This window comes from Stakelama saccharophila (assembly GCF_032229225.1).
GTDB classification, from domain to species: Bacteria; Pseudomonadota; Alphaproteobacteria; order Sphingomonadales; family Sphingomonadaceae; genus Sphingomonas; species Sphingomonas saccharophila.
Genome location: NZ_CP135076.1, coordinates 26,575 through 52,596, shown reverse-complemented (window position 1 = coordinate 52,596; position 26,022 = coordinate 26,575). Strand labels below are relative to the sequence as shown.

25 protein-coding genes and 1 tRNA gene are annotated in these 26,022 nt (G+C 65.8%); 15 read left to right on the top strand and 11 right to left on the bottom strand.

Annotation, left to right across the window (positions count from 1 at the left end; genetic code table 11):
• Positions 1-20: 20 nt before the first annotated feature.
• From feoB to RPR59_RS00275, 3 genes are all read left to right on the top strand, one after another.
• Positions 21-1,883, top strand: a complete 1,863-nt coding sequence (gene feoB, locus RPR59_RS00285; RefSeq protein ID WP_313915487.1) for a ferrous iron transporter B — start codon at positions 21-23, stop codon at positions 1,881-1,883.
• Between the two features lie 13 nt (positions 1,884-1,896).
• Positions 1,897-2,421: a single-stranded DNA-binding protein gene (gene ssb, locus RPR59_RS00280; protein ID WP_313915486.1), complete on the top strand. Its 525-nt coding sequence runs from the start codon at positions 1,897-1,899 to the stop codon at positions 2,419-2,421.
• Between the two features lie 67 nt (positions 2,422-2,488).
• Positions 2,489-3,289 carry a DUF1206 domain-containing protein gene (locus RPR59_RS00275; protein WP_313915483.1) on the top strand — a complete coding sequence of 267 codons (801 nt, stop codon included), beginning with the start codon at positions 2,489-2,491 and terminating at the stop codon, positions 3,287-3,289.
• Here the strand turns inward: RPR59_RS00275 and metW are convergent.
• The 3 genes from metW to metX are packed head-to-tail and all read right to left on the bottom strand — an operon-like array spanning position 3,286 to position 5,449.
• The gene (metW, locus tag RPR59_RS00270; RefSeq protein WP_432280274.1) at positions 3,286-3,909 is read right to left on the bottom strand and encodes a methionine biosynthesis protein MetW; all 624 of its coding nucleotides are present in this window, start codon (positions 3,907-3,909) and stop codon (positions 3,286-3,288) included. The genes RPR59_RS00275 and metW overlap by 4 nt on opposite strands.
• Positions 3,888-4,319, bottom strand: a complete 432-nt coding sequence (locus RPR59_RS00265) for a GNAT family N-acetyltransferase (RefSeq protein ID WP_313915482.1) — start codon at positions 4,317-4,319, stop codon at positions 3,888-3,890. Before RPR59_RS00265 ends, metW begins: the two co-directional genes overlap by 22 nt.
• Positions 4,316-5,449, bottom strand: coding sequence for a homoserine O-acetyltransferase MetX (gene metX / locus RPR59_RS00260; RefSeq protein ID WP_313915479.1), 1,134 nt, complete (start codon positions 5,447-5,449; stop codon positions 4,316-4,318). Before metX ends, RPR59_RS00265 begins: the two co-directional genes overlap by 4 nt.
• Positions 5,450-5,681: 232 nt before the next feature.
• On the opposite strand from metX, the gene hisC reads away from it, so the two are divergent.
• Both hisC and RPR59_RS00250 read left to right on the top strand, forming a co-directional pair.
• Positions 5,682-6,776, top strand: a complete 1,095-nt coding sequence (hisC, locus tag RPR59_RS00255; RefSeq protein ID WP_313915478.1) for a histidinol-phosphate transaminase — start codon at positions 5,682-5,684, stop codon at positions 6,774-6,776.
• Entirely contained in the window at positions 6,776-7,684 is a 909-nt protein-coding gene (locus RPR59_RS00250) for a prephenate/arogenate dehydrogenase family protein (RefSeq protein WP_313915476.1), read from the top strand. Before hisC ends, RPR59_RS00250 begins: the two co-directional genes overlap by 1 nt.
• Here the strand turns inward: RPR59_RS00250 and RPR59_RS00245 are convergent.
• The 4 genes from RPR59_RS00245 to ftsE are packed head-to-tail and all read right to left on the bottom strand — an operon-like array spanning position 7,681 to position 10,507.
• Entirely contained in the window at positions 7,681-8,376 is a 696-nt protein-coding gene (locus tag RPR59_RS00245) for a lysophospholipid acyltransferase family protein (protein ID WP_313915474.1), read from the bottom strand. The two genes, RPR59_RS00250 and RPR59_RS00245, sit on opposite strands and share 4 nt — an antisense overlap.
• A complete protein-coding gene (locus RPR59_RS00240) occupies positions 8,376-8,912 on the bottom strand; it encodes a YdcF family protein (protein WP_313915472.1) in 537 nt (178 codons plus the stop codon). The genes RPR59_RS00245 and RPR59_RS00240 overlap by 1 nt, the downstream gene beginning before the upstream one ends.
• Entirely contained in the window at positions 8,909-9,796 is an 888-nt protein-coding gene (locus RPR59_RS00235) for a cell division protein FtsX (RefSeq protein ID WP_313915470.1), read from the bottom strand. Before RPR59_RS00235 ends, RPR59_RS00240 begins: the two co-directional genes overlap by 4 nt.
• A 3-nt stretch (positions 9,797-9,799) precedes the next feature.
• Complete coding sequence (gene ftsE, locus RPR59_RS00230; RefSeq protein WP_313915468.1) at positions 9,800-10,507, bottom strand: cell division ATP-binding protein FtsE; 708 nt, start codon at positions 10,505-10,507, stop codon at positions 9,800-9,802.
• 172 nt (positions 10,508-10,679) lie between these two features.
• Between ftsE and RPR59_RS00225 the strand changes: the two genes are divergently transcribed.
• Together RPR59_RS00225 and RPR59_RS00220 are read left to right on the top strand one after the other, a co-directional pair.
• The gene (locus tag RPR59_RS00225) at positions 10,680-11,696 is read left to right on the top strand and encodes an MJ0042-type zinc finger domain-containing protein (protein WP_313915466.1); all 1,017 of its coding nucleotides are present in this window, start codon (positions 10,680-10,682) and stop codon (positions 11,694-11,696) included.
• Positions 11,697-11,792: 96 nt separating this feature from the next.
• Positions 11,793-11,879, top strand: a tRNA-Leu gene (locus RPR59_RS00220).
• A 331-nt stretch (positions 11,880-12,210) separates the two neighbouring features.
• On the opposite strand, the gene RPR59_RS00215 is transcribed toward RPR59_RS00220, so the two are convergent.
• From RPR59_RS00215 to RPR59_RS00205, 3 genes are read right to left on the bottom strand one after another with little or no spacing between them, the layout of a single operon-like run.
• Positions 12,211-12,585 (bottom strand): hypothetical protein, encoded by a 375-nt coding sequence (locus RPR59_RS00215; RefSeq protein ID WP_313915465.1) that lies wholly within the window; start codon positions 12,583-12,585, stop codon positions 12,211-12,213.
• Between the two features lie 3 nt (positions 12,586-12,588).
• Positions 12,589-12,822 carry a hypothetical protein gene (locus RPR59_RS00210; RefSeq protein ID WP_313915464.1) on the bottom strand — a complete coding sequence of 78 codons (234 nt, stop codon included), beginning with the start codon at positions 12,820-12,822 and terminating at the stop codon, positions 12,589-12,591.
• A 23-nt stretch (positions 12,823-12,845) separates the two neighbouring features.
• Positions 12,846-13,235 carry a four-helix bundle copper-binding protein gene (locus RPR59_RS00205; RefSeq protein ID WP_313915462.1) on the bottom strand — a complete coding sequence of 130 codons (390 nt, stop codon included), beginning with the start codon at positions 13,233-13,235 and terminating at the stop codon, positions 12,846-12,848.
• A gap of 369 nt (positions 13,236-13,604) precedes the next feature.
• Here RPR59_RS00205 and RPR59_RS00200 point away from each other — a divergent pair, with 369 nt between their 5' ends.
• The 5 genes from RPR59_RS00200 to RPR59_RS00180 are packed head-to-tail and all read left to right on the top strand — an operon-like array spanning position 13,605 to position 17,765.
• Entirely contained in the window at positions 13,605-13,814 is a 210-nt protein-coding gene (locus RPR59_RS00200; protein WP_313915460.1) for a hypothetical protein, read from the top strand.
• A gap of 16 nt (positions 13,815-13,830) precedes the next feature.
• A complete protein-coding gene (locus tag RPR59_RS00195) occupies positions 13,831-13,983 on the top strand; it encodes a hypothetical protein (protein WP_313915458.1) in 153 nt (50 codons plus the stop codon).
• 25 nt (positions 13,984-14,008) lie between these two features.
• Entirely contained in the window at positions 14,009-14,476 is a 468-nt protein-coding gene (locus RPR59_RS00190) for a (2Fe-2S)-binding protein (protein WP_313915456.1), read from the top strand.
• The gene (locus RPR59_RS00185) at positions 14,476-15,507 is read left to right on the top strand and encodes an FAD binding domain-containing protein (protein ID WP_313915454.1); all 1,032 of its coding nucleotides are present in this window, start codon (positions 14,476-14,478) and stop codon (positions 15,505-15,507) included. The genes RPR59_RS00190 and RPR59_RS00185 overlap by 1 nt, the downstream gene beginning before the upstream one ends.
• Positions 15,504-17,765 carry a xanthine dehydrogenase family protein molybdopterin-binding subunit gene (locus RPR59_RS00180; protein ID WP_313915452.1) on the top strand — a complete coding sequence of 754 codons (2,262 nt, stop codon included), beginning with the start codon at positions 15,504-15,506 and terminating at the stop codon, positions 17,763-17,765. Before RPR59_RS00185 ends, RPR59_RS00180 begins: the two co-directional genes overlap by 4 nt.
• Before the next feature lie 166 nt (positions 17,766-17,931).
• On the opposite strand, the gene RPR59_RS00175 is transcribed toward RPR59_RS00180, so the two are convergent.
• The gene (locus RPR59_RS00175; RefSeq protein WP_313915450.1) at positions 17,932-19,395 is read right to left on the bottom strand and encodes an MFS transporter; all 1,464 of its coding nucleotides are present in this window, start codon (positions 19,393-19,395) and stop codon (positions 17,932-17,934) included.
• 544 nt (positions 19,396-19,939) lie between these two features.
• Here RPR59_RS00175 and RPR59_RS00170 point away from each other — a divergent pair.
• From RPR59_RS00170 to RPR59_RS00160, 3 genes are all read left to right on the top strand, one after another.
• Positions 19,940-22,792: a TonB-dependent receptor gene (locus RPR59_RS00170; protein ID WP_313915447.1), complete on the top strand. Its 2,853-nt coding sequence runs from the start codon at positions 19,940-19,942 to the stop codon at positions 22,790-22,792.
• Between the two features lie 94 nt (positions 22,793-22,886).
• Positions 22,887-24,140 (top strand): alginate lyase family protein, encoded by a 1,254-nt coding sequence (locus RPR59_RS00165; RefSeq protein ID WP_313915445.1) that lies wholly within the window; start codon positions 22,887-22,889, stop codon positions 24,138-24,140.
• Positions 24,141-24,166: 26 nt separating this feature from the next.
• Complete coding sequence (locus RPR59_RS00160) at positions 24,167-25,873, top strand: glycosyl hydrolase family 28-related protein (RefSeq protein WP_313915443.1); 1,707 nt, start codon at positions 24,167-24,169, stop codon at positions 25,871-25,873.
• Positions 25,874-26,022: the final 149 nt, after the last annotated feature.

The following is a 26,022-nucleotide window of genomic DNA, read 5'->3' as shown; positions in this document are numbered from 1 at the left end:
TTGCCCGATCGACCTGACTGATGACGCCTGCGCCTCTCGTCGCGCTGGTCGGTAATCCCAATGCCGGCAAGAGCGCCCTGTTCAACGCGCTGACCGGCGCGCGGCAGAAGGTGGGCAACTATCCCGGCGTCACCGTCGAACGCCACGCCGGACGCATGGCGCTGGCCGACGGCCGTCCGGTCGAGCTGGTCGACCTTCCCGGCGCCTACAGCCTCGAACCGTCCAGCCCCGACGAGCAGGTCACGCGCGACGTCGTCATCGGCGCGCAGGAGGGCGAGCGGCTGCCCGATGCCATCGTCGTGGTGGTCGATGCCGCCAATCTCGACAACCATCTGCGCTTCACGCTGCAACTGGTGTCGCTCGGCCTGCCGGTGGTGGTGGCGCTCAACATGATCGACCTTGCCGAGCGCGACGGGCTGACGCTCGATCCCGGGGTGCTGGAGGCCGAACTCGGTGTCCCTGTGATTCCCACCGTGGCGGTGCGCCGGCGCGGCCTGGAGGAATTGAAGGCGGCGATGGCGGCGGCGGTGCATCCCGGCGCGAAACGGGTGCGCCCCAGCGACGGCCATATCGACGACGACATTGTGACGCTGCAACGCCGCGCGCGCGCACTGTCCGAAGCGGCCACCGTTTCCGAAACCGCCACCCGGCGCTGGACACACCGCATCGACGCGGTCGCGCTCCATCCGGTGTTCGGATCGGTCCTGCTGTTCGCGCTGCTGTTCGTCATGTTCCAGGCGGTGTTCGCCTGGTCGGAAGCGCCGATCGCCTGGATCGAGGACGGCATGGCGTGGCTCGGCGGTGCGGTCGGCGACGCGCTGCCGCAGGGATTCGTTCGCTCGTTGATCGTCGACGGACTGATCGCCGGGGTGGGGGCGGTGGTCGTGTTCCTGCCGCAGATCCTGATATTGTTCGCCTTCATCCTCGTGCTGGAAGCGAGCGGATACATGGTCCGCGCCGCCTTCCTGATGGACCGGCTGATGGCGGCGGCAGGGCTGTCGGGACGCGCCTTCATTCCGCTTCTGTCCTCCTTCGCCTGCGCCGTGCCCGGCATCATGGCGACGCGTACCATCGACGACGAGAAGGACCGGCTGACCACCATTCTGATCGCACCGCTGATGACGTGCTCCGCGCGCCTTCCGGTCTATGCCATCATCATCGGCGCGATGATCCCGGCGCGCCAGGTCCTGCCGGGCATCGGGCTGCAGGGGCTGGTGCTGTTCGGCCTTTACGTCATGGGCATCGTCGGCGCCTTCGTCGCCGCGCTCGTGCTCAGGCGGACGGTCACCAGGGGCGAATCGTCGGGCTTCATGATGGAGATGCCCAAATATCAGTGGCCGCGGCTCGATGATCTCGCGCTGGGCCTGTGGCAACGCGCGCGCATCTTCCTGAAGCGCGCCGGCACCATCATCGCCTTCACCACGATCATCCTCTGGCTGTTGCTGAGCTTTCCCAAGCCGCCTGCCGGATCGGACGTCTCGCCGGTTGATTATTCGATCGCCGGGCGCATCGGCCACCAGATCGAAAAGGTGGTCTCGCCGATCGGCTTCAACCGGGACATCGCGCTCGCGCTTCTCCCCGCCATGTCGGCGCGCGAGGTGGCGGTGTCGGCGATCGGCACGGTCTATGCCGTCGACAATCCGGATGCCAGTGCCGGCGAGCGCGAGATCGTGTCGAACCTGCGCAAGCGCTGGACCCTGCCAACCGCGCTCGCCTTCCTGATGTGGTTCGTCTTCGCGCCGCAGTGCATTTCGACCATCGCGATTACCAGGCGGGAGACGAATGGATGGAAATGGCCCGCCTTCATGGTTGGCTATTTGTTCGTGCTCGCCTACATCGCGGCAGGGGCGACATACTGGCTCGCCGTGGCACTCGGATTGTAGGGAGAGAAGCGAAATGGCCGGCAGCGTGAACAAGGTGATCCTGATCGGCAATCTCGGCCGCGATCCCGAAAGCCGCACCTTCCAGAATGGCGGCAAGGTGGTGAACCTGCGCATCGCCACCTCGGAGCAGTGGAAGGACCGCAATACCGGCGAGCGCCGCGAAAAGACCGAGTGGCATTCGGTCGCGATCTTCAACGAAGGCCTCGCCAACATCGCCGAGCGCTATCTGCGCAAGGGATCGAAGGTCTATATCGAAGGCCAGCTCCAGACGCGGAAGTGGCAGGACCAGTCGGGCAATGACCGCTATTCGACCGAGGTCGTGCTGCAAGGGTTCAACGGCGCGATGACCATGCTCGACAGCCCCGGCGGCCAGGGCGGCGGCGGTGGCTCCGACTGGGGCGGCGGCAGTGATTTCGGCGGCCAGTCCTCGGGCCGCGGCGGCTCGTTCAATTCGGGCGGGGACAAGTCGGGCGGCATGGGCGGCACCGATTTCGGCGGCGGCTTCCCGGACGATCTCGACGACGACGTGCCGTTCTGATCGCGTAACGGGAACTTGGCGCCGGCTCGCGCGCTCCCCTTCTTCAAAATGGGAGAAGGTACGAGCCGTGAAGCGAATCGCACGATTGGAGCACTTCGCCCGGGCCGGATATCTCGCCCGGGCGCTCGTCTATTTCCTGCTAGGCTATCTGACGCTCGCGACCGCGCATGCCGAGGGAACGGCAAGCGTGCTCGACGACATCCGCAACCTGCCCGCGGGGAGGGTCGTCCTGATCGCCACCGCTGTCGGCCTGATCGGCTACGGCATCTTCCGCATCTATGGCGCGGCGCTCGACATTCAGGGCGCCGGCGCCGGCTGGACGGGCATGGCGAAGCGGGTCGGCCATGTCGGCAGCGGCATCGCACATCTCGTCCTGGCCTATCTGGCGGTCAGGCTTGCACTGGATAGCGGCGGCGGCGCCGGAGGCTCCAGCGGCGGGACGCAGGCGGCGGAAACCATCATGGATTTCCCCGGCGGCTGGATCGTGCTCGGCCTGATCGGCATCGGCTTCGTCGGGGCGGCCTTCAACCAGGCGGTGAAGGCCGCGACCGCCAATTTCATGTATCTGCTCGACATCGACGCGCCGCGCTGGGCGGAAGCGGTGGGCCGGATCGGCTATGCCGCGCGCGCGGTGGTGTTCCTGGTGTTAGGATGGCACATCCTCGAATCGGCGTGGAGCACCGATGCGCAGCAGATCGGATTCCAGGCAGCGCTGGAATCGCTGCAAAGCATGACCTGGCTCTATCAGGCCGTCGCCGCCGGCCTGCTCGTCTTCGGCATCTTCAGCCTGGTGATGGCGCGCTATCGCAAGATTCGCGATCAGAACGTCATCGACCGCATCACCGGTGGCACTGCCCGGCCGATCTAACGCGGTCGCGAGTTGCGGCTGAGCAGGAATACCGCGTGTTCGGCGAACAGATTGGCCGCGGCTGAACCGGTGCGCTTGTCGCCCGACAGGAACCAGGACCGCTCAACCACGACGCCGCGTTCGGCCACCATGGCGCGAAAGTCATCAATGGTGACGTGATGGATATTCGGCGTCTCGTACCAGCGTTCGGGCAGCAGCCGCGTCACCGGCATGCGTCCGCCCCAAAGGAGCGACAGCCGCACCCGCCAGTGCGCGAAATTGGGAAAGGACACGAAGGCCCGCCGCCCGATCCGCAACAGGTCGTTCAGGACGGCTCCCGGCCGCGTCGATGTCTGCAGCGTCTGGCTGAGGATCGCGTAATCGAAGCTCTGGTCGGGATAGTCGGCGAGGTCGGTATCGGCATCGCCCTGCACCACCGACAGGCCGCGCGCGACCGCGGCTGCGACATTGACCGGATCGATCTCCAGCCCGCGCGCATCCACCCCCCGCGTGTCGCGCAGCGCCGCCATCAGCGCGCCGTCGCCGCAGCCGATATCGAGCACGCGCGTGCCCTCGGCGACATTGCGGGCGATCACCGCCAGATCGGGGCGAAGACCGGTCATCGCCCCGATGCCAGCCATGCCTTCGCCTCTTCCGACAGGCGCTCCATGAACAGCTCCGGCCGCGCCGGCGGACCGAAGCCAAGTGTTGCATAGACGCCGTGCGCGTCGCGCGTTACGAGCGCCATCCGTCGGATGTCCTGAAAGTCCGGATGGTCGAGGAACCAGCGCACCATGCGCCGGCCGATCCCCTGCCCGCGCACGTCCGCATCGACCCAAACATCGCTGAGCCAGCCGAAGGTCGCATGATCGGTGATCATCCGCGAAAAGCCGACCTGCGTTCCCTCGTGGTAGGCGCCGAGGCAATGCGAGCCGGCGATCGCCCGTTCGACGCGCTCGCGCCCGATGCCGGGCGACCAGTAGCTCGATGCGAGCCAGCCGTGGATGCGCTCGATATCGAGCCGGTCGCGGTCGTCGGAAAGTTCGATCATTCTCCCGTCCTCAGAAAGCCGTCGACCACGCGGTTGAGTTCGGGCGAATCGAGCAGGAAGGCGTCATGGCCGAACGGACTCGACAATTCGACGAAGCTGACATGGCGTCCCGCCGCGTTGAGCGCCTTCACGATCGTGCGTGATTCGCGGGTGGGATAGAGCCAGTCGCTGTCGAAACTGACGACGCAGAACCGCGCCTGCGTCTCTCGAAACGCATTCGCCAGCATGCCGCCATGTTCCTCGGCCAGGTCGAAATAATCGAGCGCGCGGGTGATATAGAGATAGGAATTGGCGTCGAAGCGGTCGCTGAACGACAGGCCCTGGTGGCGCAGATAGCTCTCGACCTGGAAATCGGCGTCGAAGCCGAACGACTTCGCCCCCGCCTCGCCGTTTTTACGGGCCTGGAAGCGGCGTCCGAACTTCTCGGTCAGCCCGGCTTCGGACAGATAGGTGATGTGCGCCGCCATCCGTGCGACGGCGAGGCCCGCGCTCGGCGGATCGTTCGCGGTGTAATAGTCTCCGCCGCGCCATTTCGGATCGGCCATGATCGCCTGCCGCCCGACCTCGTGATAGGCGATATTCTGGGCCGAGTGGCGCGAGGTCGAGGCGATCACCACCACCGCGCCGACACGGGCAGGGAAGGTTGCCGGCCAGCTCAGCGCCTGCATCCCGCCCATCGACCCGCCGACCACCGCCTTCAGCCGCTGAACGCCGAGATGATCGAGCAACGCGCCTTGCGCGCGCACCATGTCGCGGATGGTGATGACGGGAAACGCCATGCCGAACGGCGCGCCCGTCGCCGGATCGATCGTTGCCGGGCCGGAGGAGCCCATGCAACTGCCGATGACGTTCGCGCAGACGATGAAATGCCGTATCGGATCGATCGGCTTGCCCGGCCCGATCATGCGCGTCCACCAGCCGGGCTTGCCCGTAATCGGATGGTCGGAGGCGACATGCTGGTCGCCGGTCAGCGCGTGACAGATCAGGACGGCGTTGCTCGCATCCTCGTTGAGCGCGCCATAGGTCTCGTAGCCGATCTCGACCGGCGCCAGCGTCGCGCCACTGTCGAGGGCGAGCGGCCCCGGCAAGGTGACATGGCGGCGGAGGCCGAAACGCGGGTCGGACGACATGGCGATGCGTTAGGCGGGGTCGGTGCCGGGTTCAAGCATGCTCACCCTTCCGTCATCCTGACGAAAGTCAGAGCCTGCCCTGAACTGGATTCAGGGATCCATTCGACGCTTCGCCCAAATTGTCGCGCGAGCGCCAATGGATCCCGGATCAAGTCCGGGATGACGGAGGCGAGGTGCGTGACGACGCCGCGCAGCCTTGCCATCGTCGCCCGCTTGCGCCATCCCGCCGCGCATGACCGCACCACAGCCCAAGCCCTGGATCATGGAAATTGCCCCCTATGTGCCGGGGCGTTCGACCACCGATGACGGCCGCAAGGTCGCCAAGCTGTCGTCCAACGAAAACCCGCTCGGCACCTCGGCAAAGGCGCGCGCGGCGTTCGATGGCGCCGATCGCAGCCTCGAACGCTATCCCGATGCGGGCGCCGCCGAACTGCGCGAGGCGCTGGCGGCGAAACACGGGCTGGACCCCGCGCGGATCATCTACGGCACCGGATCGGACGAGGTGCTCCACCTCGCGGCCGGCGCGTTCGCAGGGCCGGGGGACGAGATCATCTTCGTGCGCTACGGCTTTGCGGTGTACGAGATCGCCGCGCGGCGCGTCGGCGCGACGCCGGTGGTCGCGCCCGACACCGACTATGCCACCGATGTCGACGCGATCCTCGCCGCCGTCACCGATCGCACGCGCGTCGTCTTCGTCGCCAATCCGAACAATCCCACGGGCACCTTCACCCCGCGCGAGGAAATCGCCCGGCTGCACGCGAACCTGCCGAAGTCGGTGCTGCTCGTCCTCGATCATGCCTATTCGGAATATCTGACCCGGCAAGAGGACGATCACGGGCTGAAGCTGGCTTGTGATCAGCCCAACGTGCTCGTTACGCGCACCTTTTCAAAGATCTACGGTCTGGCCGCCGAGCGGATCGGCTGGGGTTATGCCAGTGCCGATATCATCGGCGCGATGCACCGCATCCGCGCGCCGTTCAACGTCACCACCGCCGGTCAGCAGGCGGCGATCGCGGCGCTGGGCGACGATGATTTCACCGACGCCAGCCGCGAGCACAACCGCAAATGGCTCGGCTGGTTCACCGAACAGGTCGAAAGCCTCGGCAATGCCGGTCTGCGCGCCGTACCGTCCAAAGCCAATTTCCTGCTCGTCCTGTTCGAGGGCGAAGTGAGCGCCGAAACCGCGTACAAGGCGCTGATGGACAAAGGCTATATCACCCGCTGGCTGCCGGGGCAGGGCCTCGGCAACGGGCTGCGTATCTCGATCGGCACCGAGGATGAGGTGCGCGGCGTGGCGGCGGCGCTGCGTGAGATCGTGACCGGCTGATGCTGCCCTTTGCGCGTGTCACGATCATCGGGCTGGGGCTGATCGGCTCGTCGATCGCGCGCGGCATCCGGGCGGAAATGCCGAGCGTCGAGGTCACGGGCCATGATGCCGATCCGGACGTGCGCGAGCGCGCGGTCGAAATCGGCTTGTGCGACGACATCGCCGACAGCGCCGGCGCGGCGGTGATCGACGCCGATCTCGTCATCCTGTGCGTGCCGGTCGGCGCAATGGGCGCAGCGGCGGCCGAATTTGCCGAGGACCTTCCCGCCGACGCGATCGTCAGCGATGTCGGGTCATGCAAGGAAAGCGTCGCGGCAGCGCTTGCCGAGGCGTTGCCGGGCGCTATCATCGTTCCCGCCCACCCGGTGGCGGGCACAGAGCGCAGCGGACCGGATGCCGGCTTCGCCACGCTGTTCCACGGCCGCTGGTGCATTCTGACGCCGGACGAAGGCACGCCGGAACTCGCGGTCGAGCGCGTCGCCGAATTCTGGCGGCGGCTGGGCGCCGATGTGGAGCGCATGGCGCCGGCACATCACGACCGCGTCCTCGCCGTCACCAGCCATCTGCCGCACCTGATCGCCTATACCATCGTCGGCACCGCCTCCGATCTCGAGGAAGTGACAGAGACCGAGGTGATCAAATATTCCGCCGGCGGTTTCCGCGACTTCACCCGCATCGCCGCGTCCGATCCGACGATGTGGCGCGACGTGTTCCTGACCAACCGGGAGGCGGTGCTGGAGATGCTGCAACGCTTCTCCGAGGATCTGACCGCGCTGCAGCGCGCGATCCGCTGGGGCAAGGGCGACGCGCTGTTCGAGCTGTTCAGCCGCACCCGCGCGATCCGCCGCTCGATCGTCGAGCAGGGACAGGACGATGCGCGCGAGGATTTCGGTCGCACCCACGACTAACGCGCGGGGTCGGTCTCCAGCGCGTTGATGGCGGCGTGCACCCGTGCCTCGATCTCCTTGCGCGGCAGGCCCGGCGGGATCGGCTCACCGAAGCGCAGTGTGATCGTACCGGCGCGCTTGGGGCCGCGTTTCGGCCAGACCAGGCCGCTGTCCACCGCGATCGGCACCACCGGCAGGCCGAGCGCCTTGTAAAGGCCGGCGAAACCGGGGCGCAGCGGCGGCGTCTCTCCCGGCTTCACGCGGGTTCCTTCGGGAAAGATCATCACCGAACGGCCCGCGCCGCGCGCGGCACGGGCGTCGCGCATCATCCGGCGCAGCGCTGCCGCCGACGCCGCACGATCGACCGGAATCACGCCGTAGCGGCCTGCCGCCCAGCCCCAGAACGGGATGCGCATCAGCTCGCGCTTCAGCACGATTGCGGGCGCACCGAGCAGCCGCGCGAGTTCCAGCGTCTCGAACATCGCCTGATGCTTGGCTGCGAACAGCGCAGGCCCCTGGGGCCGCTCGCCTTCCACCCGGACGCGGATGCCGAGCAGACCGGCCGCACAGCGCCGCTGCAGCCCCGCCCACCAATGCGCATAGCCGCGCATCGCCGGCCGTCCGAACAAGGCGACCACGGGCGTGGCGACGACGACCAGCACCGACAGGCCATAGAAGACCAGCATGAACAGCAGGGTGCGCAGGCGGGCCATCAGTCGTCGAGACCGAGCCAGAGCGCCACGCGGCGGATCAGATATTTGTTATATTCGCTGAACAGCATCGCGAGGCCCGGGCTCGACGGGACCGGGTCGCTGACGATCGTGACATCGGGGCCGAGGGCGTGGCGCAATTCCATACGCGCACGGGGTATGTGCCAGCTCGACGTCACCAGCCGGATCGAACGATAGCCGTTCGCCTGCACCCAGTGCGCGGTTTCCGCCCCGTTGGACCGGGTGTCGACCGCCTCATGGCCGAGATCGACGCGCAAGGCGAACAGCGACGGGGAAACGCCGTACTGGACTGCGAGTTCGACCGGCCGGACCTCTCGCCCGACGCCGGTGATCAGCAGGCGGTCCGCGGCGTGGCGGCCGATGAGCGCAAGGCCGCGGTCGATCCGCCCGGCGGCGCCCGTCGGCACGACGATGCCGTCGGTGCGGACATCGTCCGGCGCCGCGCCGGGGGAGATGGTGAAGATCGCGAAGCCGAGCAGCCAGGCGAGAAGGAGAAAGGCGACGGCGCGCTTGATCACAGGCGCTTCCTCAACGTGCCGAGCACGGCGAACCGTGCCGCCAGCATCGACAATGCGGCAAAGGCGAAGGGCAGGACGGCCAGGACAGCCCAGTCCAGCGGCACCAGCCGCCCGCCTGCCAGCGTCGCGGCGCCGAGCCGTCCGATCTGCGCCTGCAGGGTCCAGACCACGCCCAGCGCCAGCGCCGTGCCGATGACCCCGCCGACCAGGGTGTCGAGGGCGATCCGGCGCTGGAACAGGCGCGCGATCTGGACATCGGTGGAGCCGAGCATGTGGAGCACATCGATCGTTCGCTGATGGCTGTCCAGACCCGCCCGTGCCGCGAGCAGCGCCACCGCGCCCGTCGCCAGCACCATCAGGACGACCAGGCCCAGCGCCAGCCATGCCAGGTTGGTGATGAAAGCGCGGACCGGCGAGAGCCAGGCGGCATCGCGGTTGACCCGGACATCGGCCCGGATCGCGGCGGTGATCCGTTCGACGCGATCGATCGCGGCCGCGTCGGCGCGCGTCAGGTCGACGTCGATCATCGCCGGCATGGGCAGTTCGGGATCGAGCCCCGCATCGCCCAGCCAGGGCTCGAGCAGCGCCGCCAGACGTTCGCGGTCGACGATTTGTACGCGCGCAACGCCCGGCGTCCGCCGTAACGCTGTCACGATCGCGTCGGCGGCGCGATCGCGCGTCGCGGTGTCTGCCTCGACCACCTGGACGGTCAGCCGCCCGGCCAGGTCGCGATCGATCGCGCTCGCCGCATGCTGGGCGCCGATGCCGAATGCGGCGGCCAGAACCGTGAGGAAGACCATGATCGCCATGATCGCGCCCATCACCCGGCCGCGGCGGGCGTCGTGCAGCAGGCGGCGGCGGGCCGGTGCGGTGCGCTTCGCCACGGTTCAGGCCTCCGGCCGGCGCGGGGGAAAGCGCAGCGACCCCGTCGGATCGTGGATGCGGCCGCGATCGAGGCGCATCATCTGGGCCTCGGGAATGCGGTTGAGCAAGTGGAAATCATGCGTCGCCACGACCACCGTCGTGCCAAGCCGATTGAGCGTGCCGAACAGATGGAGCAGGCGATCCGCCATATCCGGATCGACATTGCCGGTGGGTTCGTCCGCGACCAGGATTTCGGGCCGCGTGATCACCGCGCGGGCGATGGCGATGCGTTGCTGTTCGCCGCCCGACAGCGTGGATGGACGGGCGGCGGCCTTGTCCTCCAGCCCGACCCAGGCGAGCATCTCGCGCACCGGCTCGTCGATCACGTCCTCGCGCATGCCGGAAACGCGCAGCGGCAGCGCGACATTGTCATAGGCCGACAGGTGCGGCACCAGCCGGAAATCCTGGAACACCACGCCGATCCGCCGGCGAAAGCCGGGCAGGCGCTTGCGCGGCAACATGACGGCGTCCTCGCCGAACAGGCGGATGATGCCGCGGCTGGGCCGTTGTGCCAGGTATAACAGCTTGAGCAGTGACGTCTTGCCGGCGCCGGACGGACCGGTAAGAAAGTAGAAAGCGCCGGTCACGAGGGTGAAGCTGATGTCGGACAGGGTCTCGGCGCCCGTACCATAGCGCAGGCCGACATTTTCGAATTGGACGATATTGGCCATTTCAGGCGCGTGCCCGCTTTCCTAACACCCGTTCAACGCGCCATCGCACGTCCGTTCACCGTGCTCAAGCGCCCCGAAGAACACAAGGACTCTTGCGGTGCGACTCGGGACATGCTTAGATTCGGCCTCGCCTTGCTGTCCATGTCCCGTCGTTTAGAAAAGACCGCTTGCGATGATCCTCGAATGCACTGAGTGCCACACCCGCTATCTGGTACCCGATACCGCGATCGGGCCGTCCGGTCGCACCGTGCGGTGCGCGAACTGCAAGCATAGCTGGCATCAGGCGCCGCCGATGATGGCCGATCCCGCGGCGAAGGCGGAAGCGGCCCGCGCTCCTGCCCGCGCCCGGCCGACAGGCGACACCAGGCCCGCGCCGGCGGCGGATGTCGGCGACGGCACACGGGCGGCCGCAACCATCGCAAGCGCCAGATCGACCGTGGCGGAGCCGAAATCCGCCGCCGCGCCGCCGGAAGCGGTGGAAGGCCCGGAACGCGCCGCCGCCATGGCCCCGGTCGAGGCGAAAGGTGATGCCGCGGCGCATCGGCCGAACCCCGTTGCGGCTGGGCGGTCGGCTGCCCCGAAGCGTGCCGCGTCCCGGCCGAGGTCCAACGCTGCCGGCGCTTCGACAGCCGCGCCGGCGCCTGCCGCCGCCAAACCGCGCCGCACCTTCGTGGATGCGGGGCTGGAGCGTCCTGCCGCCGCGCCGGCGCCGGCGCGCGACTATGATCCCTTCGCGCAGGAACCGCTGCTGAAGCCGCGGCGCAACCCGGCGCGCCGTCGTACCGCCGCGGCGGTGATCGTCGGCCTTTCGATGCTGGCCGGGAGCGGCGCCATCCTCTATTCCGGCGCACCGGGCATCGCGTCGCAGCTTGGCCTCCCCGTAAGCGATACGCAGACGCCGCTGCGCTTCGTCGACAACAAGATCGATCGCGGCCGATTGGCGAGCGGAAGCGAACTGTTCGCCGTGTCGGGCCGGATCGAGAATCCGAGCGGCGATCGTCAGCAGGTACCCGACATCCGCGCCGAGCTGCACGATGCGCAGGGGCGGGTGGTCTATAGCTGGATGATCAATCCGCCGCAGCGCCTGATCGGCCCCAATGGATCGCTGGAATTCAACAGCGCGAAGCTGGACGTGCCGGCCAATTCCAAGACGCTGGAGCTGAGCTTCGCCGGATCGGCGGCCCGATAGGGTTTGCGGAATCGAAAAGCGGATTGCCAGCTTGCGAACGCTTTGCTAGGGGCACGCGCCTGCCAGCCGTCGGCGTCGCCCGGCGGAGTTTCACGTGCGGTCGTGGCGGAACTGGTAGACGCGCAACGTTGAGGTCGTTGTGGCCGAAAGGCCGTGGAAGTTCGAGTCTTCTCGACCGCACCAACTCCTTGTCTCCCCGCCCATTTCCGAATGGGCGCGGAGCGGACGACAAGGGCCGGCGCTCGGTTCGAGCGGCGATGTTCTCGATACTGTGCAGCACGATCTGAGCATTGCTGGCCGAACGTGCGGTGACGCTGCGGTACGATGACGCGGTATGGGATGCCGAACTGCCGATCGCGGGCGACATGCTGTCGCTGATGCTCCGCAACCTGATTGAGAACGCCGTACTCTACGGGCCCGATGGTGCTAAAGCAAGAAACAGGCACTTGAGCAGACAATCTCGTAGCCGACCTAACACCTCACTGCACGCCGTCGCAGTCCAGATGAAGCTGCATCAGCCGAACCTTGCCGGCTCGATATGGATCGGTACCGGCGTCGGAAGCTGCTTCCATCCCAGTGCGGCGATCACCTCGTTGCTCTGGGCGGCCGTCCGGCCCCGGCGGCGGTCAAGCGACCAGGTAATGTGATAGGTGCTGCCGTCCGGCCGGTCCGTGGTCCCGCCGATCGAGACAACGAACGCCTGCAGGCCTTCACCATCGTCGATGCTCCCGACGATTTCGGCAGTCTTCCGGGTCGGCAGCGGCTCGTCAGCGCTGGCATCCGCCTTCAGCGTGACATGGTCGGCTACGACATCAGGCCAGACCGGCGGAAACCGGTCGAGCAATTCCGTGCGCTCCCCGGCATCCAGCTTCCAGCCGATCGCCGACATCGCTCACGATCTCGGATAAGGGTCCGCCGGCGGCGCATTGTCCGCGCGGGAGGTTTCGCCGCGCTCGCGATCGTCCGGCGACGGGTCTTCACCGGCCGCACGGGCGTTGCCGCCGATCTCCGCTTCATCGCCGGGCTTGGGAGCAGGCGGGCGATGGCCGCCCTCAGCCTCGTGCTCCTTCAAGGTCGGATCGCGCAGATTGTTCTTCGCGTCACCTTGTCCGCTATTCTCGCGCATCCTTCTCTCCTTCGCTCTGGTCCTTACTGAACAGTCGGGATCGCCTTCCGGCAGTCGCCCGCGCACTCCCGGCACATCTCTGCGCAGAGTTGGCAGTGGTCATGGTCATGCCGCGCGCATTCCTCGGCGCAGAGTTCGCAGATCCTCGCACAGGTCTCGAGCATCAGACGCAGCGTCTCGATGTTCTGCGCGGTCCGGCGCACAGCCAGGCGGGCCGTGGCGGCACAAACGTCGGCACAATCGAGGCACGAGCGGATGCACTGCGCCATGTCCATCTTCTCGGCGACGCAGACGTCGGCGCAGGAGCTGCACATTTCCGCGCAGAACATCGCGTGGCGAGCCGCGGTCGCGAGGGCCTCGTTGAAATCCTCTCCCACATTCGGATGAAGGGCGATCATCTTATGAATGGACATGGGAATCTCTTGCGACGAGGGGGCCGCCGACGACGGCGATTGTGGCGCTCAGGACGTAGTTCGCTTCGGTCGGCAGGAGCCGTTCGACCGCTCCTGGGGCTTCTTCGGTCATCGGACCGATACTCCTCGATACATGGGAGCGAAGCGCCCCAGATGCCGGAGAGTTCCCGCCGCGATGGCGAGCCGAGCAGTGAAGGTGCCGAAGTGCCACGGATGCGCTCACCACCGAATTACATAGACTGCAGGTCTGGCTCGCCTGAACGCGAGCGGGGACCCGTCGCCCGTTTCGCGGGGAACTCAAACCTTGTCGGCGCGGTTACCCGAACGATGCTCCCGCAGATCGCCGGAGCGAGAAGGGACGCGACAATCATGGCGGAGAACAAGCAGGGCATTGCGGGCCCGAAGCAGGATGAGGATCTCAAGGACAATCCCGGCATTGGCCAATCGAAGGGCGCCTATGCTTCCGGCGAGGAACTCGACGACGCCGAGGGCGACAACACGGTCGAAGGCGATGTGGGGAACGATCCGCAAGCGGATGGCAGCGTCGATCCCGATCGACTCGGCCGTACCAACGGTTGAGCGCTGAGAAAAGGCGATGTCGGGCGCGGTCGGCACGTCCCCCGACGTGCTGATGACGACCCACGATCACATCATCCGCTCGAACCTTATCGGCCATATGAATGACGCCCATGCCGCGCTGCCGATCTGCATCGGGCAGGGGCACGAACCCGGCCACAAGAGCAGTTAACCGCACCACCTTCACCGGAGACGTCATGGATATCAGCCTTACCGTCAACGGCCGCGAGCATCACCTGTCGGTCGACCCGCGGGTGACGCTGCTCGATGCACTGCGGGAGCAACTCGGGCTTACCGGCGTCAAGAAAGGCTGCGATCAGGGGCAGTGCGGCGCCTGTACCGTGCTCGTCGACGGCCGGCGCGTTCTGTCCTGCTTCGTGCTGGCCGCGCGAGCGGATGGCGAGATCACCACGATCGAGGGTCTGTCGGGCGAGGGCGAGCCGCTCCATCCGATGCAGCAGGCGTTTGTCGAGCAGGATGCCTATCAATGCGGCTATTGCACCCCCGGCCAAATCCTGTCGGCGATCGCCTGCGTCGACGAAGGCCATGCCGAAAGCGACGACAGCATCCGCGAATATATGAGCGGCAATCTCTGCCGCTGCGCCGCCTATCCCAAGATCGTCGCCGCCGTCGCCCGGGCGCGCGAGCAGATGGAGGCGCGCTGATGCGGCCCTTCACCCTCGATCGCCCGGCCGATACGGTGGAAGCGCTTCGCCTCGGCGGCGATCAGCCGGCGGCCGATGCGCCGGTTCGCGCCGACGCTCAATATCTCGCCGGCGGCACGACGCTGCTCGACCTGATGAAGCTGCAGGTCATGACGCCGGCGCGGCTGATCGATATCGCCGCGCTGGAGGAGGAGCACGGCCGTATCGAGAAGCTGGAGGACGGCCTGTGGCTCGGCGCGATGGTGCCGATGGCCGACGCCGCCGACGATCCGCTGGTCCGCGAGGACTATCCAGTGATCGCCGACGCCTTGTGGCAGGCCGCGAGTCCGCAACTGCGCAACATGGCGCGCCTCGGCGGCAACGTACTGCAGCGGACGCGCTGCAATTATTTTCGCTCGCTGAACTGGGGCGCGTGCAACAAGCGCGCGCCCGGCAGCGGGTGCGCGGCCATGAACGGGGTCAACCGCCGCCTCGCCGTGCTCGGCACCAGCGATCACTGCATCGCGCATTATCCCGGCGATTTCGCCGTCGCGCTGGTGTCGCTGGGTGCCGAGGTATCGATCCTGGGCGCAGACGGCACCTCCCGGACGATCGCCTTCGAAGACCTGCATCGCCTTCCGGGCGACACGCCGCACATCGAGACGAATCTCGCGGTCGGCGACCTGATCACCGGGTTCCGGGTGCCGGCGGGCGCGTGGACGCGGCGATCGCTGTACCTCAAGGTTCGCGATCGCGCCTCGTACGATTTCGCGCTCGCGTCCGCCGCGGTGGCGCTCGATCTCGCCGAGGGCGGCATTGTGCGGACGGCGCGGATCGGCCTCGGCGGGCTCGCCGCCAAGCCGTGGCGCGCGCACGAAGCCGAGGTCACGCTCAGCGGAAGCGCGCTCGACGAAGCGAGTGCCCGCCGCGCGGCCGAGGCGGCGTTCGCCGACGCGGAAACCCACGGCGGCAACGATTTCAAGCCCGAGCTCGGCCGTCGCACCCTGGTCCGCGCGCTGTTGGAGGCGCAGGCGAAGGAGGTGCGGGCATGACCGAGTTCACTGGCCTGATCGGCCAGCCGCACCCGCGGATCGACGGCCGCGCCAAGGTGACCGGTCACGCACGCTATCCGTCTGACGAACCGGTGCCGGGTGCCGCCTGGGCGTTCCTCCTGACCAGCGCGATCGCGCGCGGGCGGATCACCGGGTTCGATCTCGACGCGGCGCTGGCCATTCCCGGCGTCTACGATGTGCTGACCCACGAAAATGTCGGCGGGGAGGCCAAGCCGCCCAAGATGATGAGTGGTGGCGGCGGCACCACCACGACGCTGGAGAGCGACCGCGTGTGGCATGACGGACAGATCATCGGCATCGTGCTCGCCGAAAGCTACGAGATCGCACGCGACGCTGCCTATCGCATCCGCGTCCATTACGAGAAGGAAATGCCGGCGGCGACTTTCGACTGTGCGGGCGTCGAGGTGGCATATCGCGAGCCCGGCGAGCACGAGGATTACGATATCGGCGACGCCGAAAAGGCCTCTGCCGACGCCGAAGTCACGATCGACGAACGCTACGGCACGCCGACCCAGCACCACAATGCGATTGAACTGTTCACCACCACCTGCGCCTGGAACGGCGACCGATTGACCATCTGGGAGCCGAGCCAGTTCGTCTACGGTCTGCGCGGCAATGTCGCGCAGCAGATCGGCGTCGATCCCGACCAGATCCGGGTCATCTCGCGCTTTGTCGGCGGCGCGTTCGGATCGAAGGGCGGCGCCACTGCGCGCACCGCCTGGATCGCAGTGGCAGCGCGCCGTCTCGGCCGGCCGGTCAAGCTGGTGCCGACGCGCGACCAGGGCTTCACCATCGTCACCTATCGCGCCGAGACACGGCATCACATCCAGCTCGGGGCAACCCGTGAGGGCAAACTTACCGCGTTGCGCCACGAAGGCTGGGAGCTGACCAGCCGGCCCAGCGACTACAACGTCTCGGGCACCGAGACGACCGCACGGATGTACGCGTGCCCCAATATCAAGACGCGCGTGAACGTCGTCCATGCCGATCGCAACACGCCCGGCTTCATGCGTGCCCCGCCCGATACGCCGTACATGTTCCCGCTCGAGTGCGCGATGGACGAGCTGGCGGCGAAGCTGGAGCTCGATCCGATCGAACTCAGGCGCCGCAACGACACGATGACCGATCCGGTGAGCGGCCGCCCCTTCTCCAGCCGCAAGCTGATGGACTGCTTCGACCAGGCGGCCGAGCGGTTCGGCTGGTCGACGCGTGAGCACCGGCCCGGCACAATGCGCGACGGCGACTGGCTGGTCGGATGGGGCTGCGCGAGTGCTGCCTATCCGTCGAACATCGCGGCGACATCCGCGCGCGTCACGCTGCGCCCGGAGGGCAAGGCCAGGGTCGCGCTCGCCGGGCATGATATCGGCACCGGCGCCTATACGGCGGTCGCGATCACCGCGGCCGATCGCCTCGGCCTCGCCGTCGACGACGTAACCGTCGAGATGGGCGACACCACGCTCCCCGCCGCGCCGCTCGCCGCTGGGTCTTCCCATACCGCGAGCATCACGCATGCGGTTGTCAAGGCATGCGAGGCGCTGCGCGACCGTATCTTCGAGGCGGCCGTGGGCAGCAACGAGAGCCCGCTCGGCGGCCGCGATCCGGCCGGTATTCGGTTGGCGGGAGGCCATTTGCGCGCCGACGACGGGACCTGTGAGCCGCTCACCGACGCGATCGCCCGTCTGACGAGCGGCGCCGCAGAGGCCTATGCCGAGCACATTCCCGCAGAACTCGGCAAAGACGCGATGGGCAAGCTCTATCAGGGGCAGTTGCCGATCTCGCGCGGCGGCGGCCGGAAGGACGCGACCGCCTACGCCTTCGGCGCCCAGTTCGCCGAGGTGCGCATCCATCGCCTGACCTGCGAGATTCGCGTGCCGCGCATGGTCGGTGCTTTCGCCGCGGGCACCATCGTCAATCCGCTGACCGCGCACAGCCAGTATGTCGGCGGCATGATCTGGGGGTTGGGCTGCGCGCTCGAAGAGGAGACCGAGATCGACCTCGATGCCGCGCGCTACGTCAACGACAATATCGCCGAATACCACATCCCTGTGAACGCCGACGTCCGATCGGTCGAGGCGATCATGGTGCCCGAGGAGGACAGCATCGTGAACCCGCTCGGCATCAAGGGGATCGGCGAGATCGGCATCGTCGGGATGAATGCGGCGATCGCCAATGCGGTCTATCACGCCACTGGCCGCCGGATCCGCCAGTTGCCGATCCGTATCGAGGACCTGCTATGACGGCTCGGCAGGGCCTCCGAGGCTGGCATATGTATCCATTCGGCGGCCGCAAGATCGTCTGGGAGCGCCCGGTCGACACGACGCATGGACCCGTTCCAGACGCACATGACCTGCCGCGAACGAGCCGCTGACCATCGGCCTACGTTTCCAGGATGACAATTCGGCGTTACGCCCGAAACCGCGCGAACAAGGCCGGCGACTTGAGCGCAGGTTGTTCCTCGCTTTCCTGCCAGGAGTGGAGATCGGGACGCTGAAGGTAGCGCTTCCCGGCGAGAAAGATCATCACGGTCGGCAGAGTGATGACGACAGCACACCAGAGGGTAGCTGTGGTGGCGAACCTGATGCCGTGCGGCGTCAATGCCGGTCCGGACGCCACATGGGCAACTTCGAGCAGAACTGGTGCAAGAATGAAGTCGCCCACGGAACGCACGAGTTCGATGAGCGCCACGATTCGACCGAGCACCGAGGACGGCAAAGAAAGGCCCGCCAGGAAGAGACCGGGTCCCACCGTGCCGCCTGCGCCCAGTCCCAGCAGTAGCACCGCCGCGAAATGGTGGAGAGAACCGACCTCCGCGCGATCGAGCAACAGCACTCCGCCAAGGAGCAGCAACAGCATCGAACCGCTGATCAAAAAGGTCACAAACCGCGTCTTCAGCACCAGGCCCAGCAGTGCGGCGGCGACCATTGCGCCCAGCAACATCGGCCAATAGCTGATCCCGACGTGGATCGGGGCGACGTGGCGGACCTGTAGAGCGTCATTCGTCGCAAGTTGCAAGAAGGTGACGAACGCCGCGCCGCCTATCGTTGCGGCGATGGTGCCGACCACCGGAAAGGTCGTCCACATCCGCTTGACCGGCGCGAGCGGGTCCTTCTTGTGGAACTCGGTAACCAGCAGCGCTGCCAGGCAGCCGAGGCCGATCGTCACCGGCACCCAGAACAGCAGTGATGAAAATCCCACCCGCGCCAGCAAGCCGGCACCAATGAAGGGAAGCACCGTGGCTGCGGCCGCGAGCAGTAACGCCGAACGATCGACGGGAAGCTCCGGATTGAACGGATCTTCCTCAACCAGGGTGAACCAGCCGAGGCTCCAGGTCGCCACGCCCAGCGCCGCATAGGCGCCGAACAGCCAGCGCCATCCGTGCGTCGCAGCGACGATACCGCCCAGCAGCGGCCCCGCCGCGACCCCGCCGAACAGACCGACATTGATGAAGATCGCTGTCACCGGAATACGCGCTGCCGAAAAGCGACGGATTGTTGGCGGCAGCGCGATCACCAACAGCATGCCCGTTCCCGATCCGGCAAGGATCTGACCCAATGCGTAGGGCCAAGGCCCGGGAGCTGAGGCAGCTATCAACCATCCCGCTGTCTGCGTCGCCTCGCAGATGAGAAACAGACGGCGCTGGGTGAAGCGATTGACGAGGTCGCCGGCAACGAGTGCCCCGTAGGCGTAGCCGGCGGTGGCAAGCGCTGCCACCAGGCTCTGCATCTGCCCGGAGATGCCGAGGTCGGCGGTAAGATCCTTGCCGTACAGAGGATAGCCGCTGGTCGTCAGGATATAAGGAACAAGGGCGGCCAGCGCCGCAATCAGCGCGGGGACATATCGGCCTTGGATCCCGCTCGTCTTCGACATGTGGTCTCCTACGTCCCGAACGCCTTCGGCACCTGGGCGAACCGTCGTGAGCCCAGTCCGTTCCGCAGAAAGTCCGGCTAGCGCCGCCAGAACATTGTCGTAAATCGCTATGGTAACCGGTGTCAGTTCTTATAAGCGATTCTGAATGACGGCGACTATCGGCTATCAGGTGTTCGGCCGCTAGGTCCTCCATGCCAGCCCGTCCTAAGCCGAAGGCAGAGGCTGTTTTCGTCGGGCGCACGGCGAGCCGGGCCAGGTCTGTGTCGGCGCGTCGATGCTGGTCAGTGCGGCGATTTTTAACATTCGGCTCCCGGCCAAAAAATCATTGACACCGGTTACCGTTATCGACGAGATGCGAACCGCCGACGAGGTGAAAGCCGTCGATATGCGCTTCTGAACGTAAAACCCGGCACGTTTCGGGGTTCGGAAATGCAAAACACAAAGAATTGAGCCAGACCGTTGTGACACCGGTATCTGCTGCAAAGAGCATGAACCGGATCTTGCGCGCCAGGCGGTTTGGCGGTCGCACAGGAGAGGGGAAAATATGAGCAAATCTCGTCAAACTACGGCATTCTCGCGTCAGCGGCGGCTGTGCGCCGGGCTTATGGCTTCGGCCGCCGCTCTGCTGTTGCTGCCGCATTTTGCGCAGGCTCAAGATGCGCGGAGTGACGACGACCGGCCGCCGGCAAGCGACAATGGTGAACAGCAAGGCGTCTCGTCCGCGGCCGGGCAGGGCGCCGGCGACATTGTTGTTACCGGCATTCGCGCCACGCAACGCAACTCGATCGAGGTAAAGCGCAACGCCAACGTCATTGTTGATGCGATTGTCAGCGACGAGATCGGCGCCACGCCCGATCAGTCCGTAGGTGAAACGCTCGAGCGGATCGTCGGCGTAACCGCCGACCGGTTCAAGGGCAGCGCCAGCGAGATCTCGATTCGCGGTCTGGGGCCATTCCTCGGCTTTTCCACGCTAAACGGCCGTGAGGTCACCAGCGGCTCCGGCGACCGGTCGGTTTCGTTCCAGCAATTCCCGTCCGAACTCGTCAACGGTGTGCTCGTCTATAAGTCGCAGAACGCGTCCCTCGTCGAGGGTGGTACCTCGGGTATCATTGACCTGCGCACCTTGCGCCCGCTTGATTACGGGCACCGTCGGCTTCAGGCGGAAATCCGCGGCACGTACGAAGCCTATGACGACAAGATCAAGGGTCGCAACGGTCTCGGCTATCGTGGCTCGGTTAGCTATACCGACCAGTTCAAGCTGGGTGACGGCGATTTCGGCATCAGCATCGGCTATGAACGCGCCGACGAGTCCGCGCCGGAGGACTTCTACACTGAAAGCTCCACCTCACGGCCGTGCAACACCATCGGTGGCGGCACCGACCGGTGCAGCTATGATCCCGAATCGGGCAATCCCTATTATTTCGTGCAGAACAGCTATCTGTTCCGCCAGATGAACAACAACCTGACCCGCGATGCCGTGATCGGATCGGTGCAGTACATGCCGCGCCCCGAACTGGACATCAACCTGGACGCGCAATTCTCGCGTCGCGGATGGACGGAAAACCGGTCCGATCTCGTCGTAGCAGAGGGGCGGCGCGGCATCACGCCGATCGACCGTGCCGATAATGGAGCGCTCAACGCCTTCAGCGGTCAGAGCCGCCTTGAATCCCAGACCCGTATCCGCGACCGCGACGAGGATTATTACGGTGGCGGTGCGTCGGTGGAATGGACGGACGATGCCGCAAAGATCGGGGTCGATGTTTCCTATTCGCAAACCAAGCGCGACCAGGTCGACCGGCAGACGCGTCTGCGCACCTCGGAAACGAGTGGTTATGATCACGGGCGCATTCCCTATACGCTCGACAAGCGCTCAGGCGAGCCGGTGCTGACGCTCGATCCGGGCTTCGACGTCAACGATCACGATCTGTACGACGACGCCAGCTATGCCCGTCGTCGGGCGGAATATCGCAATGACAAAATCTTCGCGGTACGGCTCGACGGTACCGCCTTTGTGGCGGACAGTTTCATCCGTTCGTTCCAGGGTGGGCTACGTTATTCCGATCATCGCCGGGTGGCTGATCTCGACAATGCCAACGACGTGTCATCCGTCGACGACGCGCTGATTGCCGAGGGCAATTCCCAGTGCCGCATCAATTTCCGCGAAAAGGATTTCATGGGCGACTCGTCCAGCAATATTCATAGCTGGGCGGAGTTCGACCCGCTGTGCACCTACACCACTTTCGCCGGCAGTGAGGATCTGGGGCCGGCGACCGATCCGCGCAGCACCAGCGACATCAATGTCACCGAAAAGATCATGGCGGGCTATGCCATGGCCAATTTCGGCACCAGCGACGACCGGCTGGGCGGCAATGTCGGCGTCCGGATCGTGAACACGACGGTGCGCTCGGTCGGCTATCGCGGCGCCTTCGATGCTACGCTCGTCAACGGCAGTTACATGCTGACGCCGACGGGCGGCTTCGACACGGTGATCCGCAAGAACAATTTCACCAACGTCTTGCCCAGCCTGAACGTCAAATATCTTGCCGCGCAGAACTTCCTGGTTCGCGGCGCGATCTATCGGGCAATTTCGCGTCCGAATATCGAGGACATGGGCGCGGGTCGCGATTTCAGCTTGGAGAATTCCGACACCAACGAGACGATCGCCGATGCAGTAGCCGGCGTTCAGGGCGGCAATCCGCAGCTCGAACCACTCAAATCGTGGAACGGCGACCTTTCGTTCGAATATTATCCGAACCAGACCAATCTGATCTCGCTTGCGCTGTTCTACAAGCAGCTCCAGGCGGGCGTCATTTCGGCCGACGCCTATTCCAACATGGAAACCTTCACCATCAACGGTCAGCCGGTGACGGTTCCGGTCGCGCAGCAAACCAATGACGACAGCAAGAGCGATCTGTGGGGTCTCGAGATCAACGTCAGCCAGGAATTCACCTTCCTGCCCTCTCCGTTCGACGGGTTCGGGGTGACGGCCGGCTATACCTATGCCGACACCGATTTCGAATATGAGGACCCCAGCGCGGTCGATCCCGATTATCCGCTGCGCCTGTTCACCGACCCGGCTTCGATCATCGGGTTGTCGCACCACACGTTCAGCGGTCAGCTCTATTACGAGAAGGGGCCGGCTTCGCTGCGGCTGCTCTACAAGTATCGCTCGGACTATCTGAAGCCTTATCAGCTTACGGCGAACCGCTATGCGACTCCGTACAACTCGCTGGATTTCAGCGCCCAATTCAAGCTGACCGACAATCTGCGGCTTCGCTTCGACGCCAGCAACCTGCTCAACGAGCCGCAAATCCTGTCGCGGCCGGTGCCGGGTGCGGTCAGCGAGGTGAGCTATTACGGTCGCCGCTACAATCTCGGGCTGAAACTGCGCCTGTGATGGAGGGCTGTTGATGTTACCACGTCGCGCGATAACGACGTTGGGTCTTGCCGGCGCACTCCTCCTGCCCGGTGCGGGACGGGCCCGAACGGAAATGTCCGGGCCCTCACTGCCGCCGACGGCCGCGTTCATGCCGCATGACGGCCAGGCTGTCTGCCACGGTTCGGACGGCTACGGCACGGCCGGGGGCCGGGCGCGAACCTTCCTGTGGCGGCCCGAATGGCTGGCTGCGGAGAAGGCTTCGGTCGCGGCCGATCCGGCCAAGGCGGCGGCGCTGCGCAGGGCGGCGGATGCCGCGCTCAGGCGCGGCCCTTATTCGGTGACCGACAAGACGAAGACGCCCGCAAGCGGCGACACACATGATTATTACTCGATCGGCCCCTATTGGTGGCCCGACAAGACAAGGCCCGGCGGCGAGCCCTATATCCGGCGCGACGGGCGCATCAATCCGGAACGCGGCACCGAGGCGTTCGACCTCACCCGGTTTCAAGCGCTGAGCGACGATGTGCGGGTGCTGGCGCTGGCCTATCATTATCTCGGCGACCGCAAATATGCGGACCATGCCGCAAAGCTGTTGCGGGTCTGGTTCGTCGATCCCGAAACGCGGATGAATCCCAATTATGATTATGCGCAGGCGATTCCCGGTCGCACTGCCGGACGCGCCGAGGGAGTGATCGACGCTTCTCGCTATGTCCCCGTGGTGGAGGGTATCGGCCTGATCGGTCCGGCCAATGTGTTGAGCAAGCACGACCATGCCGCAATCGAAGGCTGGTTCCGGCAATTCGTCACCTGGATGGCGACCAGCGCCAGCGGAAGGACGGAGCGCAACAAAAAGAACAATCACGCCATCTATTACGACATGTTGCTCACGCAATTCGCGCTGTTCGCCGACATGGACGCGGTGGCCAGGCATGTCGCGGCGGATTTTCCCCGGCGCCGGCTGGCGACGCAGATCGATACCGAGGGCAAGATGCCCGAGGAACTGACGCGGACGCGAAGCTGGCACTATGCCCACTGGGCACTGACCGCGGCACTGGAAGAAGCGACGCTGGCGGAATGCGTCGGCGTGGACCTGTGGAGCTGGCGGGCGAAGGACGGGCGCGGGCTTGCCGACGCGCTCGAATGGCTCGCCCCCTATCAGGGCAACGTCGCCGATTGGCCCTACAAGGATATCGATATAGCCGACCCGGCTCGCGCCGGCCGCGTGGCACGCGAGGGACGGGAGCCGTTCCGCCTGGCGGCCTGGGGCTATCGCGATGCCCGGTGGGAAGCGCTTGCCGACAAGGAGCCGGTCGCGATCAGCGTCAACGATGATTATTGGCTGCCGCCGTTTGAGGCCGAGGAATGAAACGAACACCACGCCGGAGAGAAAGTATGGCCAGCAGGCCCGGTCGCCGCACACCGTATCGGACATGTCGCGCCGCCTTGCTCGGCGCTGCGCTTTGTCTCGGCGGCTGGTCGGGGTCCGTCGTCGCGCAGGATGATGCGGCGGTTCCGGCGATCCTGTCCGACCCGGCGGTTGCGGCGAAGGTGCCGCTGCCCGATTACAGCTATGCCGGATATGGTTTCGGGGTGGCGCCGCTGCCGACCGACAGCGGCGCGGTGATCGACGTCACCGAATACGGCGCCAGACCCGATGACGGGCTCGACGACAGCAAGGCGGTGCTGAAGGCGATCGAGGCGGCGGACGCAGTCGAGGGCAAGGTCACCGTACGCTTTCCCAAGGGCCGTTTTATCATCAGCAGCATCCTGCGCATCCAACGCGGCGACTTCGTCCTCGAAGGCGCGGGCCGCGGCGGCGAGGGCACGACGCTGTTCTTTCCGCGGCCCCTGAAGATCGTCGACACCTCCCACGACCTCGATGAGCTGCGCGAATATCTGGTGAAGGAGCACAAGTTCCAGCGCGAGCCGAAGAACAACATCGACACGCTGTTCACCGAATATAGCTGGACCGGCGGCTTCATCCAGGTCGGGCCGGAGAACGAGCGCGCCGCGGCCTATCTGCCGCAATATGATAAGCGCGACCCCGTCCTGACCGATGGCGTTTCAGGCGAGCATTTCACCAGAACGCTGACCGTCTCCGACCCGTCGAAGCTCCGCGTCGGGCAGGTGGTCGAGCTGCAATGGTTCTCGACCGATGGCGAGAACAGCCCGATCATCAGGTCGATATACGGCGACTATGACGGCAAGATCGGTTCGCATCACTGGAGCTACAAGGATCGCCCACTGGTCGTTCAGCCGACACGGATCGAGGCGATCGATGGCAGGCGGGTGATGATCGGCGACCCACTGATGCACGACATCAGCGATCGACAGCCGGCCGTAATCGCCCATCACGAGTTGCTGGAAAATGTCGGTATCCAGGGCCTGCGCCTGCAATTTCCCGACGGGCCGACTTATGGCCACCATCTCGAACAGGGCAATAACGGCATCTATCTGACCGGAATGTTCGACGGCTGGGTACGCGATGTCGCGATCCACAATGCCGACAGCGGCATCCTGACCTATGATAGCGGCAACCTCACCATTCGTAACGTCGCGACCAGCGGCGACCGCACCGCCCATTACGCGGTGCATGTCGGCAACGCCCACAACGTCCTGGTCCGCGACCTGCTGGTCACCAATCCGGTGGTCCATTCCCTGAGCCTCAATACACTGTCGACACGCGCGGTCTTTACGCATGCGAGGGTCACCAGCGACGCGACGCTCGACCAGCACGCCGGCGCGAACCACCAGAACCTGTTCGATGATGTCACCCTCTCGATCGCGCCTGAAAAGAAGGACGGCAAATGGACGTATGAGCTGTGGCACCATGGCGGCGCGCGTTACTGGCTGCCCCCGCACGGTCGCTACAACACCAACTGGAACGTCAACGTCGTAGTAGAGAGCGGCGCGACGCCGGGTGAGACGGTGACGCTGACCGGCAAACCGATGGGGCCGGGCGAGCGCATCGTTGGCGTCAACGGCAACCGTCTATTCGCGGTCGACTACACGCCCGAGCCCTATCTTGCGCGGGTGAACCAAACGATGGCCGCGGTTCCCTCGCTCTACGATTATCAACTCGCCCGGCGCGCCAAGTAGCGTCGACCCGCTCCCGGTTGGCAAGGATTTTCGGCGTTCGAGAAAACCTATTACGCCACCCACCCGGACATGACGGATCGGTCGAAAATGATGAATTGCGCGACCGCTATCTGGTTCAGGGCGGGATTCAGGGGCGGCCCGGGCGTCTC

Excerpts from the sequence above, each read along its gene's own strand:
- feoB (WP_313915487.1), top strand. The coding sequence starts at position 21 with ATGACGCCTGCGCCTCTCGTCGCGCTGGTCGGTAATCCCAATGCCGGC.
- ssb (WP_313915486.1), top strand. The coding sequence starts at position 1,897 with ATGGCCGGCAGCGTGAACAAGGTGATCCTGATCGGCAATCTCGGCCGC.
- metW (WP_432280274.1), bottom strand. The coding sequence starts at position 3,909 with ATGGCTGGCATCGGGGCGATGACCGGTCTTCGCCCCGATCTGGCGGTG.
- RPR59_RS00265 (WP_313915482.1), bottom strand. The coding sequence starts at position 4,319 with ATGATCGAACTTTCCGACGACCGCGACCGGCTCGATATCGAGCGCATC.
- metX (WP_313915479.1), bottom strand. The coding sequence starts at position 5,449 with ATGTCGTCCGACCCGCGTTTCGGCCTCCGCCGCCATGTCACCTTGCCG.
- hisC (WP_313915478.1), top strand. The coding sequence starts at position 5,682 with ATGACCGCACCACAGCCCAAGCCCTGGATCATGGAAATTGCCCCCTAT.
- RPR59_RS00250 (WP_313915476.1), top strand. The coding sequence starts at position 6,776 with ATGCTGCCCTTTGCGCGTGTCACGATCATCGGGCTGGGGCTGATCGGC.
- RPR59_RS00245 (WP_313915474.1), bottom strand. The coding sequence starts at position 8,376 with ATGGCCCGCCTGCGCACCCTGCTGTTCATGCTGGTCTTCTATGGCCTG.
- ftsE (WP_313915468.1), bottom strand. The coding sequence starts at position 10,507 with ATGGCCAATATCGTCCAATTCGAAAATGTCGGCCTGCGCTATGGTACG.
- RPR59_RS00225 (WP_313915466.1), top strand. The coding sequence starts at position 10,680 with ATGATCCTCGAATGCACTGAGTGCCACACCCGCTATCTGGTACCCGAT.
- RPR59_RS00215 (WP_313915465.1), bottom strand. The coding sequence starts at position 12,585 with ATGTCGGCGATCGGCTGGAAGCTGGATGCCGGGGAGCGCACGGAATTG.
- RPR59_RS00210 (WP_313915464.1), bottom strand. The coding sequence starts at position 12,822 with ATGCGCGAGAATAGCGGACAAGGTGACGCGAAGAACAATCTGCGCGAT.
- RPR59_RS00205 (WP_313915462.1), bottom strand. The coding sequence starts at position 13,235 with ATGTCCATTCATAAGATGATCGCCCTTCATCCGAATGTGGGAGAGGAT.
- RPR59_RS00200 (WP_313915460.1), top strand. The coding sequence starts at position 13,605 with ATGGCGGAGAACAAGCAGGGCATTGCGGGCCCGAAGCAGGATGAGGAT.
- RPR59_RS00195 (WP_313915458.1), top strand. The coding sequence starts at position 13,831 with ATGTCGGGCGCGGTCGGCACGTCCCCCGACGTGCTGATGACGACCCAC.
- RPR59_RS00190 (WP_313915456.1), top strand. The coding sequence starts at position 14,009 with ATGGATATCAGCCTTACCGTCAACGGCCGCGAGCATCACCTGTCGGTC.
- RPR59_RS00185 (WP_313915454.1), top strand. The coding sequence starts at position 14,476 with ATGCGGCCCTTCACCCTCGATCGCCCGGCCGATACGGTGGAAGCGCTT.
- RPR59_RS00180 (WP_313915452.1), top strand. The coding sequence starts at position 15,504 with ATGACCGAGTTCACTGGCCTGATCGGCCAGCCGCACCCGCGGATCGAC.
- RPR59_RS00175 (WP_313915450.1), bottom strand. The coding sequence starts at position 19,395 with ATGTCGAAGACGAGCGGGATCCAAGGCCGATATGTCCCCGCGCTGATT.
- RPR59_RS00170 (WP_313915447.1), top strand. The coding sequence starts at position 19,940 with ATGAGCAAATCTCGTCAAACTACGGCATTCTCGCGTCAGCGGCGGCTG.
- RPR59_RS00165 (WP_313915445.1), top strand. The coding sequence starts at position 22,887 with ATGTCCGGGCCCTCACTGCCGCCGACGGCCGCGTTCATGCCGCATGAC.
- RPR59_RS00160 (WP_313915443.1), top strand. The coding sequence starts at position 24,167 with ATGGCCAGCAGGCCCGGTCGCCGCACACCGTATCGGACATGTCGCGCC.